Below are 13,945 nucleotides of genomic sequence, written 5' to 3' on the forward strand. Positions count from 1 at the left end.
TTCACACGCGGGAAGCTTCTTTTGGATACAATTGCCTCTTGCATCATATTGGTAGAAATAGGTATATTTGCTTATAGCGTCATTGGAGAGATCATAAAAGTTGAAGGCAACCAGGGCGTCTGCCGCCGAGGGAGGAAGCACATAGCGCAGTTGTCCGGCCGGATTATACAAATAATATGTGTCGGCATTCAACGTACTATACCGCACCATTACGGTGTTTTTCAGGATTAAAAATATCCCCAAACAGATAAAAATAGCATTAAATTTATTTATTTTGTGGCAAAGCCACAAAATAAATAAATCCTCCCCCAAGAAAGTAAAAAATATACTCATATTTTTACGTTAACCCAATAACCGCATAAAGCCAATGAAACAAAAAATAATGCTACAGAACCAATAATGTATGCGAACACTAACCAACCTTTTAACTTGCAGTGTTTTTCGTCTCTGTATTTTTTTGTTAATTCGGCAAATTTTCTTTTATTGATAAAAAATAAACTTAAAATACAAAAAGATATTATAACTGCCCATATGATATTAAGATTGATTTTCTTATCAAACAAGTAAAAAGCAAAAATACAAAGAGATAGAAATATAAAACCAAAGCTTGTAGTAACAACTACGCTCCCCGCAATATACCCGTTTTTCTCACCCCAATCTTCATAAAATTTTGAGGTCCTGTAATATAAATAATCAAATAAGGTTTTCATAATTGTATTATTTAAAAGGCATTGTTGCGGGAAGTCCAAGTATTCCCATTTCCATTTGTGGCACCAAAACTCCATCAACCCACTTGTAATGCAACTGCTTTCCACCAAATGACCAATACAAAGAAATACCCGACCCAACAACAGGAACAAAACCCATTCCTCCCATAAAAACATCAAGTCCGTGTTCAAGTTTTCCCTCTAATGTATTGGCGTGAAAAAATTGAACTCCTGATATAGCAACGCCAGCAAAACCAGCCGCCTGCTTGACATCGCCATTCTTGTCGACAACCACCTCTTTAAAGACATTGAAAGAACTAAGTCCCCCTTAACGACAATTCTATCTATTCATACATTTTAGCTGCCATCAAAATATTTGCAAAGACTTTCCAATTTACATTTTCAGGAACTGGAATATTATTATTTTGATAATAACCTTCCATATCTTCCGTCCAACTTGCGATCCCTTCCAAATATTCTGATAAATTTTTATTAACCCACTCGTTTGGATTGCTATTCAAATCGGCAACCAATATTTCAACAAAGTTGACAAAGTCTTCTTTACTGTTAATCTCATTTATTTTTTTATTAAAATCTATCATAACATTTTTTATTTAATAATCATACTATTATCTCCACCAAGCTTAAGCTTAATAGACGTACCACCATTTGTAGTTGTCATTTTCCACATTTGCCCACTTGGATTTGCCCATTGAATTGGTGCTTCTTGTAATCCTGACAATCTAAAAGCACCTAATCGTCTATGGTCCAGTGTCCATACTTTACCGTTTGCATCTTTCCATACATTCATCCTAAGAACATTTGGATTTAAACTACCATTTGCCAAAGCTTCTGCATTTCCAAGAACTGTATAATTACCTGTGGTATTCTTAATACTGCTCTGCATAAAATGAATTTTATTAGGGTTCATTACCCCCTTAGCAGTTGTAGCACTATTTGCAACAGTTGCCCCCTTGCCTAAATTGGCTGCAACGCCACCGGTGAATAATGTTGCTCCAAATGCAACACCCGCTTCCCACGTCGCGGGATCTTTAAACCCTTGCAATTGTTCACCCAAAGGAGTCGTTAAAGTATAGCTTACTTCGTCGGCAATTGCATTCCCTGCATTTTTAAGTCCTGTTATTTCGGAGTTCACCAATCCACCAACACCTTCTTTATAGAGTGTTTGAGCGGCGTTTATGGGTGTATTGATAATTGAAATGCCCGAGTTCAGGATATCCGCTGAAACATTATTGGCGAAAGTCAGACTATTCGTTAATAAATTGTTCCCATACTCATATTTCGGACGTGAGGGTATCAGCCAATTTGATGGAGGGTCTCCATACCACATTCCATTCGGATCGATAAACCTTACCGGATTATTTCCGCAATACACATACGGACTAGAAGAATAGTATTTCTCTGCCAATGGGTCAACTGTAAACCACCTTCCAAGGGCGGGGTCGTAATGCCGGGCACCGTAATCATACATGTCCAGGTCGTACTTATGGTCGAATTCCTTGCCGTTGTACTTGTAGCGTTGGTTCGAGTTCTGCAGCCCCTCACCGAACAGTCCACCGAAGGGGTAGTAATGGTTCACCTCCTCCACCGTGCCCGTCTGGCTGATCACGACCCGGTTATTTCCCTGGTGATCCTTCAGGTAGTAGTGATAGGTGGGAGTTGTACCGGGTTCTATATATCCCTCCTCCGTCAGGAGTGTACTCAATGTGCCATTATTGTAAACCTTGTTGCCCACATAATCCATCCTCGAGGTCACACCATCGGACAGGTAAGCTACGCTTAGCTTACTTCCTGCGGCATCATAGCCATAGGTAATGGATTTGTTATCCGAAAAGGTGATGACGCTTGGCAAATTTAATTCATTATATGTTATTGAGGTGATATTTCTGTTTAAATCTTTCTTTAGGTTTCCATTTTTATTATACTCGTACTCTATGGAGGTATTCGCCCTGTCCACAAAATGGAAGGCAGCCTGATAGGCAATCGGGGTTGTGACCGCATCCGTAACTTTTGTGAGCTGGTTTCCCGTGTAGCTATAAGTGAAGTTGTCCATTAAATCGTATCCGTTTTCTGCGATCTTTCCCCGCCGCTGTAGCGTTTTTATATTGCCCATCTTGTCGTTATATGTGATGTTCTCGTTGAAACGGTTCGGATTCGTAGTAAATCCTGTACCCTCACCATAGGTGGCAGCGGTAAGGCGGTTCAGGCTGTCGTAAGTGAACTTATAGCCCCGTTCGGTGGTTTCATGGCCCGATTTCCATTTCATGGCGCTGATATTGCCATTGTATAATGCCTTGGCGGGAGTAACCCCGTTGACTGCCGCATTATAGGTCATTGTTTGGTTGAACTTTGTCCCGGCAATCTGTGTCAGCCAACTACGTACATTATAATGATAGGTGGAGGTTTCGTTTGCTAGTTTTTTCGTCTTTAGCCGTCCAATCTCATCGTAGTCATACTCGGCAAGGGTGACTTCAGATGCACTGTTCACCTGGTGCCTTAACGACAGTAACCGTTCAGATGGATTTGTCTGTGGAGTCCCGTAATAGTAAGTATAAGTTTCGGTGTAAGTGGTTTTGCCCGGTGCCGAATGTATCTGCCGGTGTTGTTTGACTTTTCCGGTAAAAGTATAAGCGAAGTATTTATCTTCGAAACCTTCAAAGTGGTTGGAAGTATGGGACTGTACCACCCTTGAACGGCTGTCGTAATATAGTGCGGAGATAGTGTATCTGGTGGGGTCGTCCAATCGGTGGATACGTATCCCGGTCAACATTCCCCTGCCATTGGGTGCGGAGTTGTTTGGATATGCGCTGTCATAGCCCGCAAGGGTGATACATTTCAGTTTTGTAGTGTCCGAGAGTGCTGTCTGTATCCTCCGGAAACGGTAATCGTCGTAATAGTGCACCTTCATCAGCCTTACTGTTGCCGGTAGAGTCAGGTTCACAGTATATCCACCAAGTTTGGTGCCAGTGGAGCCAGAATTATAGTCTGTCTTTACCACCATATTCATCACGTTCGCAATTGTAGAAGATTCCCATATCCCGGTTACTACCTCACGACCCAATGTATCATAGAAGAAAAAAGTCCATTGGTTTTTTTCACGCTGAACGCCATCCTGCGAAAAAATCAGACGGTTGGCCTTATCGTAACGTATCTCTACGGGATCGCAGCCTGGAAGACGCTTTTGAATGCAATGTCTGAACTCGTCATATTTATAAACGTAGGCAAAATTTCTCAATGTCATGTCTGTATCCTCCCATATAGTGTTTGTTCCGAGTGCGTCAGAAGCTGCCGGAGGCAATATATAGGAAAGATTACCGAACTCGTCATATACATAGTAGGTGTCGTTCCTTTTTGTTCCGTTCATCATACGTTCAAGGATAACCTGACCGAGCTTGTCGGTGAATATGTAGGTTACATGACCATCTTCTCCGGTGGTTTTTGTTACGGAGAGTTCTCCTGCAGCATAAAGTCCCTTGCGCTGAAGTGAATTCGAGGAAGCTACTGCATACAGGGCACATGAGAGTTCTTCTGACGAGCTATTAACAAAATGATTAGTCGTAACCCGTTTCTCGCCCGTATGCCACGCTGCCCCGGCACCATACTTATCGGTGATCCTGTCAAGGGGGGAGGCTTCATAAACGGTTTTTTCATACGCATAAGCATCACCGTGAAAACTGTTAGATTTGGCTTTGAATGTGGTTTTTTCTACATAGGAGCCGTTAGCAGTACTAACAGGGGAAGGGATATAAGAATTGAGGAGTCTGCCTACCTCGTCGTATTCTTGCAAGGTGACTATATCTTTCTGCCCCGGAGACGCATTATGCATAACCATTTCGCTGGGACGTCCCAGGCCGTCGTAGTAGTCGATTTTATTGAACGACAAGTTTCCAGTATTGTCAAGCATCGTTTGCGTAAGGATATAATTCCGGTTGGAAGAAGGGCTTAAAGTAACCGGGCCTTCAACTGTAATCTTTACAGTATTGGAATAGGATGTCTGGGAACCGCTTGTTACACTACGTCTGAAAGAAGTAGTGATAGTTAAGACTGGGCAAGAATAGGTAAGGCCTGTGGCTCCCGAAATATTTGTCCAAGTGGAACCGTTATTAATAGATTGTTGCCACTGATAAGTATAACTACCTGTTCCCCCGGAAGGGCTGGATGAATTGCCGATTGTTCCCGGGGAATTGCCGGATACAATACTGGTGGTACTGCAACTTATACTTCCTCCGGAAAGCGGTACTACTGATGGAGCCAGAGAAATCTCTACAGGAATTTTTAGTAATATTGTCCCTGAAGATTGATGTAACAGAAGTATTTCTACAGTGACAGTCGTGCCGGGCATTCCGGAATAATTGTCTGATAATTTCACATATAGATTATTTCCGGATATATTGCTCTCTAGAAAAGCAGGAGCTCCAACCCTAAAAGGACAACCTGATGCGTTGGATATGGATATGCTCTTGGTTTCATTAATTGCCGAGAAAGTGAGTATATTGGGATAAGCACTTAAATTGCATTGGGCATATATTTTCAAAAGTCCTGTAAAAAAGAGAAAACATATCAAAATGATGAATCTCATGTTGCCGCTAGGCTGAATATTTATTGTCGCTTTCATAGGATAAATTTATTGTTTGTAGTGATAGTCATATTTTTCTATAATCTTTCCATTGTGATCCTTAATGTACTGTAGACGTCCAAAACTATCATATTCGTAAAAGGTCGTGATACCATTGGGTTCCGTTTTACTCGTCATACCAATCAAAGGCTTATAGGTATAGTAATTTATTAATGCATTTTTAGTGTTAGAATTATTTGATAGAGGAGCTAGAAAAGTTTTTATCTCTCCTATTGATGGACTTACTTTATTGGCGAAAGCTGCGACAGCATTTGCACCTCCTAATGCTGTTTCGACGTGTGAATAAGAAGCATTTTCAATTTCCGCAATAGGATATTCATTAGAATAGCTCCATAAATAAACGACAGGTATATCGTCTTTTAATTTTTTCTCAACTATTCTTCCGTTTATATTTTTAATCTCTGTTTCTTTCAAAAATTCTGCGACTTGGATTATCGTATTGGGGTTGAAGACAATATCTATACTACTATTTTTTTTTGTAAAAAAAGTGATTGGTTCTGCATATTCATTCAACTCTGTTATAATACCTTCAACTATCTTTTCATCCGATCTTTTAAGTTGCATAATGGGTGGAGTCAAAATATGCTTATTCTTTAATACTCCAATCACTGGAATCGCAGGAGAATAATCAAACGGGTACCAATTTTCTTGACTAATCGTTTTTCCATCGGAATTTTTAAAGGTAGATTTACGTAACAAACCGTTTACATTATCATATTCAAATGTAGTTTTAGTGTGAAGTGTACCATTTGCCGTTAATGAAAAGTCTGATCGGGATATCAATTCTCTTTTCTGTATAGGAATTTCATACAGGAAATAATAGTATTTGAAAGGGTAATAATACATATCTTCATTTCCACCAGCATTGCTTTCAACATATTCATTATAACTTGAGACATAAAACCCCTTTACATGTTCAATCTCATCCGTTCTAATACTATATTCTTTTATAGTTTCCTGTATTTTCAAGTTATTATTATTATAGATAGTTTCTTTTAATAAGTATGGACGGCTACGCAACGGATAAAATGTTTTAACAGGGACAAAAAATGCATTAGCATATGAATTTTGAGCTCTGAAGGTTAATTTTTCCGGATCATAATAATCGTAGATATTTAATAAAACCAGATCTCCAGAAGTATAGGAATCATAAAAAACATCGGGTAAAGCACCCATATCGAAGATCGTTTCTTTCCTGCCTAAGTTCTCTCCAGTCATACTCATGTCTGTTTCTATAACTTTGTCATACACAGCATTTGAGAAATCAGGTAAATTTATTGTATTAACCGGCCAGGAGTTGATAACAAATGATTTAGTGTATACCTCTCCTTTATTTCCGAATCTGTTCATAAATTGAAAATTAAACTCCGCTCCAACATTTGAAATATTTCTTCCTATACCAGATGCACCGTTATAGCTATATTCAAATTTTTTTACCGTATAGTCTGACATATCTTGAAAATTAGGATACAATCTCATCTCATTGATTCTTAATCCTCCCACATTGGTTACATATATTTTAGAATGTGAATTGTGTACTTTATGACAAGAATAGTCTATAAGAGCCATTCCTTTACCTGGATAAATTATTTTTTCAAGTATGAAAGCTTTCATGCAGTTCTCATCGGCGGTTCTGTTAGCATTACCATAGGTAACACCTTTATCTTTAATCGTTATTTTTGGAATAAGTGAAGTATTATTTTTCCCGTTGAAATATCCCCAATAATCTACAGATTTGGAATTGATAGGAGGCAACGAAGTTTCATTATATCCAAATTCGTATGTATTTGAGAGCGTATTGGAATTATTTTTAAACAGTATTTTTTCCAGTTTTAGTCTTTTGTTTACTTTGTTATCGGAATTATAAGTCCCAAAATTTGCGCTAAAATACTTATTATTATCTAATTCAATGATAAATGCATTTTCCCCATTTTTATTTTTACAAGTGATAGAGAAAAGCCGATCTTTACAGTTACTGTCAATTCGATCCTGCACATAACTAAAAACAACTTCTCCTGATTTATATCTTATTTTAGTTAATAAGCAATCTGCAATCTCGTTGTAAAAACTATTTTCGATCAGGTTTATGTCATATGGAGTGTTGCTGTGATTTAAAGACATGTGCCCATATACTACTTCTTTATTTTGCATAAAGTATTGTTGAGAGGTATAATTTATATGCTTGTATTCAAAGTGAATAGTATCTTGGGAATTAGGGTGAATAATTCTGGTTAGATACCATGCACTGGTAGAGGGATTTGAACTGGTAGCAGGATAAGGAACAGTATTATTTCCCAAATAATACCAAAAACCGATATTGCCACTTAACAACTGTGATGCATCAGAGGGAAGAGTTCCAGATGAATTATGGAATAAATATAAATTATGACCTGAAAGAAGATTAGTTTGGTTATTGCTTTTATATGATGTTTGCTGTTTTCCTTCAAAAAGATATATAATCCCTCTTTCGTCTGTAATCTGAAAACCATTGTTAGGCATATAGTTGATTTTTAAAGCTTCAATATTTTCAGTGACGATTTTTCCCGAATTTGAAAAATAAAAAACGCCCGACCTTCCTTGAAAGTTATAGCTAAATAAATCAGGTTCCAAATCTATCCCGGGTCCTCTTAGGGTTTGATTTTGAGTTCCTACAATATTTTTGCAGAAATAAAAGAAATCTTTTCTTTCCTGACTATATTCACTGGAGGATCTGATAGTATTCAAATAGCTTTGTGTGGGAATGGAATTTTTTTTGATTAAATAGCCATTCATGTTGTCTTCATCTTCCCTTGCTCCTTGTTGACTACGACTTATTATTCCACCAGCGTTAAGTAACCACCCCAATCCCACCGGAGTAGAAGCATCGTTCACTTTTATACCTCCGGTATGGTAGTCAAACGAAATGTCATGTGTAAGTTCCCCTTGTTTTACTGTAAAAACAGGAATTTGTATGTTGGTTGTTCCGGTACTCGGTGAGACCGGATAATAAGCATACTTTTGAAATGCATTCACATGAGGGCTTGCTATAACTTTGTCTAACTTCATTAAATATTCTGTAGACATAAACTGCTCTTGTGATTGCCCATGTATGTGGAAACATAACAACAACCCGAATAAATGTACTAATTTTTTCATCTGCTTTTATAATTTGGTTTGTTTAAGTAGTCTATTGAATTTTAGTTGTCAAATAAGACCTTATCTATTAGAGACGATAAGAGGAAATACATGGAAATATTTTTCTCATGATTTTAATCGATTTGTTTGTTCATTGATAAAATAAAAAGAGCGTGTTTTTATGAACGGATCATATTATGCATGATCGAGGCATTGTCAATTAATTATAGATAAAGACTATTATTATTGTCTTTATAATTAAAGCAAGCCAATAACTAGAGGCCAGAATAGAATCCTTTTCATGATGATTAATTTTTAATTGTGATTTATAATTGATATATTAACTATATACGGAAATAGATCTATTGAAAAATATCTATGCGTTTATAACGAGAGCAAAAGTAATATATAATTTTTATTGAACAAATAATGCATCTATAATTAACTAAATATAACTAATCAATATATTGATAAGTAATAATAATTACTTATGTATAAATGATTCAAATCCATTTGAATCATTTATATAGATTTGAATGTCATTGATTTGTAATTGTTGTAGGCAAAATCAGTGTATCGTTTGCCCAAGTTTGAACATGGGAACATACATCGCGATAAGGATAAAGGCCACGAGTATCCCGATACCCAATATCAACAGCGGTTCCAACACATTGCCCAGTTGCTTTAGCTTGTACTCCAGTTCTGCAGTGATATCAGTCGCTTGCTGAAAAAGCATCTTGTCCAGCGTATTGGTTTCTTCCCCCACTTTTATCAGGGCAACCAGTTTTTTGCTGTAGATATTTTCATAGATGGCAAGATTTTCTCCGAACGAGCCTCCCTCTATGATTTTTTTCGCAATATTGCCGAAGGAGACACTGAATGGATAAAAACAGATGATATCTTCCAGCATCTGCAATGATCTTAACAGGGGGATATTGGAACTGATCAACAGGTGCATAAGCTGACAAAACTGGGACTGGTAATACATCCTGAAAAGATCGCCCAGGTAAGGAAGTTTGAGCAATATCTTAGCGCTTGTTCGCCGGTATTTTTCACTTTTCCCATAAAAATGCCTCACAGTAAAGAACAGGATAATAAGAATGGCGATAATGGTAAAAAAGGCAGGGGCGGAGCCGGATAGCCTGATAATGAAACGGGTTATTTGGGGTAGTTCCCCTCCCATGCGGGAATAGACCTGCTCGAACATCGGGACCACGACAAGGATCATGAATGTAACTACCAGGGCAGCTACCACCAGAATAATCAGCGGATAGCTCAATGCGCCTGTCAGTATCCGCCGCTGTTCGTTTTTCTTGTTATAATAATTATTCAGAAACTCCAGAGACTGGTCGAGCCTGCCGGTTTCTTCCCCAATCCTGATTACCCCACAATCGAGGTCGGAAAAATTCCCGCTCTTTTGTAAGGCAGTCCAGAGTGCATTACCCGATATTATGTCATTATATACACTTTGTAATATTCCGGATTCATTTTCGCTTCCATTCTCGATGAGCAACTCGAAAGAACGGCTGAAACTCAATCCCGATTTCAAAAGGGAGTGTAATTGGGAGAAGAAGAGATATTTCTTCTTATCTGTAAAACGATTTAATTTACCGGAAGTCTTCATAGTCTTCAATACTGTTTAAATAAGCGTAACGGTTGGATGGTAGCCCGTACTCCAGCCAGATGGAATCCCTCGTGTTTATGGCACAATGTATAAAAATGGAGTCGATATGATTCGTATTATCAGGCGTTGGAGAGGTCCCGTAATTGATATAACCGGCAAACAAGGTATCTGTGAGCCCCGGAGTTTCCAGGATAAAAAAGGAGTCCCCGATAGCAACCGAATCGGACACGGTACTTTCCCGGTAAAAAAGAAGCTTGTTACCTCTTTTAACTATACTGTCTGCATTTTCCACGAGGTGTTCCATGAACTGGTGGCTGTACAACACAGTCTGGTTGGTAGAGATACGGTTATTTACCATATGGCTGAATCTCCTGATGATATCAACTCCGTCGAAAACCAGCAGGAAAATGATACCCGAAATAATCATGGTGAGTAACAGTTCCACCAATGTATTTGCCTTTAACCGTTTTCTTATTATGTTCCGATTTTTACTCATATCTTATTCGTTTGCATATAGAAAGTGGTACCCGATCGATTGTCCGTTTTCAATTTCAGATGCCATATGGATCAAAAGAATATTGTCTTTATAGGGAGAGACTGATACCCTGACTTTGCCCCATGGAAAAGAGAAGTATCGTTCATTGACATTCTTGTCAATACCTTCTTTCTCGATCAGGCTCCTGCACTTTTTCATGTCGTTCTCGACAATAAGATAACCTGGTTGCCTGTTTTCATGTACGAGGAGGTTGGTCATGGAATGCATGGCAATGATGAATATGATCATAAAGATGATGGACGAGACAATCGTCTCCAGCAAAGAGGTTGCCTGTAGTTTTTGATCCAGTTGTTTCATAGCGGTGACGTTTATTCTGCGAACAGCTCCATGTCCAACCCCTGGCGGCGTACAATAATTTTTTCGGAGGTGATGCTCACAATATAAAAATCTCCGATTTTTTCCTTTGCGCTCACCATTATTGTTTCTCCTGCCAGGTCCAATAGACCATAGGATTTCTTTCCCGCTGTCAGCATACCCTTGAACTTGAAGGCGGGGCCTTGTACCAGTTCCGGTTCCTGAGGTGGAAGATCGATCTCGGGACTGTTGAACTCTTCTTCCTTTGATGCTGCTGTAATCCCGGCATCTTTCAAGAAAGGATCCTGATAGTTTAGCAGTAATACCGCACTGTCGGGTTTCTGGACAATAGGGCGGGGTTGTATTGCCCCTACGGTCACATCTTCCTTTTTAAAAGCCTTAATCACTCTCCATGTGATGGTTCCCCAGATTATGATGGATGCCGCCAGCAACAGGTATGTGGTGATCTTTTTATTCTTCATATCGTTATCAATAAATTGTTTTTATTTCTTTACGGGTGTACTTTCCCGATAGGAAAACCGGGTAGGCAATATTGTCGTTACGGGATATGCGGGTATTGTATAAGGTTCCTGCGTAGACATTCATATTGGACGAGAAAAAACAGTCTTTCAGGTAGACCGCTCCGGAGATTTCACCACGGATATTGGTGGTGCCGTCCACATACAATAAACCCCTGAGCAGGGATTTATCGGATTGCCTGTAACTTGGGAACAACAACTCTTCGTCCCTTATCCTTCCCAGGATGATCACGTACCCGTTCATTTCACTGTTGTCGGACAAGGAAACAAAGGGGTAGTCAATTTCAGCCTTAAGGTATATGCCCGACGGATACTGAAGGATGACATTCTCTTGAATCATCACCGAGTCACTGCAAAAAATCTGCATGCTTCCCGTAAACCCCTCTTCAATAGTCACCTTCCGTGCGATGATGATAGCCTCGTTGATTTTGGATGAAGCCGATATCTTTAACTCGTCTGCGAAAAGAACTGCATTTCCCCGCAATACGATCTCGTCCGGGTTTTCTATCGTGCTAAAGAATCTTGTCGGTTCAAGAAAACTATAGTAGGTTTGAGTAGTTGTGGGTAGTTCATCAGATTGCTCACGGTATTCTTTCAGGCTCTCCGGAATTACCAGGGAGGTGGAATCGATGGGAGGCAATTGGGCATCGGCAATACCCAGACGGGTGTAAGGTATTTCCTCGCCTCTATAATAATCACCATCGATTTGGGTGTAGTTGATGCCATTAAGGGGGATATAAATTTTCCCTCTGATTTCTGTTCCACCGGATAGGGACAAAGCCCGGTTCCTGTCGCACAACCATAGTGCAGCCTTATGGTCACACTCCTGTTTTTTACCCAATAGCTGAGTTGAAGAAAAATTGCCATTATGGGATGAGACATGTAAGGCTTCATATAATCCCCACTGTTTAGATAGGAATCTAACGGTGGAAGAGCTGTCTGTCTCGAATAGACGGAATGTTTTCTCTTCGTTATGCTCCCTCAGGAAAGTACTGTCGTTGCTATACAATATAATGGCCGAATTCAGGTTCTCCTGCTGTTGCCTTTTATAATGGTAGGATGAATAGTAAAGCAAGTTCATGTCCCATAATGAGTACACAAAAAGTACCACAAGCAACATCAGGACTGATATCACCATCACTACCGGCAGGGTAGCTGCAGTTAAACGGATTTTCCTATTCGGCATATACACGAGATTACAGTTGAATTAATCTGTTTTATCTGAAATATCGCTCAAAGGAGGATTTAATTCTTTTCATGACGATGTTTTTATTAGTGGCTTTATTGAGCTCCTGTTAATACTTTTTTTATCTTTCTTTGATAGTTGGTATTTCTTTATAATTCTCCTGCAAATTACTTATTTTATCCATTTGACAAAATCAATCACTGGCTTATCTGCATGAATATTCAATATATTCAAAGAAGATTTTGCAAGATTTCGAATTTCTTCCCATTCAGAGTCATTCTTCAATGATTGGAGATCCCATTTTGACTTGTTACCAGACATAGAATCCAAACAGTAATCTATTTTTTCCAATATCAAAGCTAACTCAGCAGAAACAAATCCATTCTTCTTTAAACTATCTATCGATAAATAGATATCATCGAACAACAAAGCAATCTCATCTGGAATTACCACAAAATCAGGAAATACTTTAATCTGATCCTTAAATGAAGCAGCTAGAATATTAAGGACCTGAATTAAATAATTATAATTATAATTATTATTGTCCATCTCAGTTATTTTTATATATTAATGCGAATCAGTATTTAAAAAATTAGATAAATAAACGCGATGGCGATTTTCCCCATCGTATGTATAAGTAATCCTTTGGTGGATCTTACTTTTTGCGCTCTTTGAATAGTTGTTTCTTCATTCAGTCAGTTGAAGAATGATTCTATGGGTTGTCTGACTTTTGAAACGGCCGTGGAGAACAGGTCATTGTAGGCTTTGCTACTCTGTCTTTCCTGTTCGGACTACCCCTTGACAGCCTTGACGGGAATCAACATTTCAATATGCTGCTTTTGTTTTCTTTCATTACCAAAGTATTCAAAGTCAGAGTATATCTTGTCTCCAAAGATTACCGTATTCTTATCTTTATCTTCATATCTCTCTAATTAATAAGGGATAAGATAGCATCATCATTCTCGTTTATAAGGCGGATATATTTTCATATTATTCAACTATCTTTATATATCAACCTTATCACGTTACTTTCTACGTTTCCTCTAAACGCTCCTTTTTGAGCGAGAAAAGGATCTGTATAAACCAACCTTAAAGAATATTGGCCATAATCAGCATTAACATTAACAAAATTTGAGAAGTTCTCTCGAATTAATGTTTTGAAAGCTATATTAAAAGTAAAAGTATATTTCTCCTTACTTTTCAATAAGACGTAATCTTTTTTCGATACTGTCCCATAGTTTATCAATGTTAAAGTTGTCATTAGTATT

12 protein-coding genes are annotated in these 13,945 nt (G+C 38.5%); all 12 read right to left on the reverse strand.

Annotated features, from left to right (window positions below):
* Positions 1-210, reverse strand: a 210-nt coding sequence (locus VB073_RS15235) for a hypothetical protein (RefSeq protein ID WP_323405049.1), incomplete at its 3' end; no start/stop codon positions are given.
* Positions 211-329: 119 nt separating this feature from the next.
* Entirely contained in the window at positions 330-710 is a 381-nt protein-coding gene (locus VB073_RS15240; protein WP_323405050.1) for a hypothetical protein, read from the reverse strand.
* Positions 711-717: 7 nt separating this feature from the next.
* Positions 718-1,002 (reverse strand): hypothetical protein, encoded by a 285-nt coding sequence (locus VB073_RS15245; protein WP_323405051.1) that lies wholly within the window; start codon positions 1,000-1,002, stop codon positions 718-720.
* Positions 1,003-1,051: 49 nt separating this feature from the next.
* Positions 1,052-1,309: a hypothetical protein gene (locus VB073_RS15250; RefSeq protein ID WP_323405052.1), complete on the reverse strand. Its 258-nt coding sequence runs from the start codon at positions 1,307-1,309 to the stop codon at positions 1,052-1,054.
* 8 nt (positions 1,310-1,317) lie between these two features.
* Entirely contained in the window at positions 1,318-5,343 is a 4,026-nt protein-coding gene (locus VB073_RS15255) for an RHS repeat domain-containing protein (RefSeq protein ID WP_323405053.1), read from the reverse strand.
* Between the two features lie 9 nt (positions 5,344-5,352).
* On the reverse strand, positions 5,353-8,499 hold the full coding sequence (locus tag VB073_RS15260) for a hypothetical protein (RefSeq protein ID WP_323405054.1): 3,147 nt from the start codon (positions 8,497-8,499) through the stop codon (positions 5,353-5,355).
* 547 nt (positions 8,500-9,046) lie between these two features.
* On the reverse strand, positions 9,047-10,102 hold the full coding sequence (locus VB073_RS15265) for a type II secretion system F family protein (protein ID WP_323405055.1): 1,056 nt from the start codon (positions 10,100-10,102) through the stop codon (positions 9,047-9,049).
* On the reverse strand, positions 10,086-10,598 hold the full coding sequence (locus tag VB073_RS15270; RefSeq protein ID WP_323405056.1) for a hypothetical protein: 513 nt from the start codon (positions 10,596-10,598) through the stop codon (positions 10,086-10,088). Before VB073_RS15270 ends, VB073_RS15265 begins: the two co-directional genes overlap by 17 nt.
* A 3-nt stretch (positions 10,599-10,601) precedes the next feature.
* The gene (locus VB073_RS15275; protein WP_323405057.1) at positions 10,602-10,955 is read right to left on the reverse strand and encodes a hypothetical protein; all 354 of its coding nucleotides are present in this window, start codon (positions 10,953-10,955) and stop codon (positions 10,602-10,604) included.
* Positions 10,956-10,966: 11 nt separating this feature from the next.
* On the reverse strand, positions 10,967-11,434 hold the full coding sequence (locus tag VB073_RS15280) for a hypothetical protein (protein WP_323405058.1): 468 nt from the start codon (positions 11,432-11,434) through the stop codon (positions 10,967-10,969).
* Between the two features lie 7 nt (positions 11,435-11,441).
* Positions 11,442-12,677: a hypothetical protein gene (locus VB073_RS15285; RefSeq protein ID WP_323405059.1), complete on the reverse strand. Its 1,236-nt coding sequence runs from the start codon at positions 12,675-12,677 to the stop codon at positions 11,442-11,444.
* 171 nt (positions 12,678-12,848) lie between these two features.
* Entirely contained in the window at positions 12,849-13,226 is a 378-nt protein-coding gene (locus VB073_RS15290) for a hypothetical protein (RefSeq protein ID WP_323405060.1), read from the reverse strand.
* Between the last annotated feature and the right edge of the window lie 719 nt (positions 13,227-13,945).

Source organism: Proteiniphilum sp. (assembly GCF_034927365.1).
Lineage (GTDB): Bacteria > Bacteroidota > Bacteroidia > Bacteroidales > Dysgonomonadaceae > Proteiniphilum.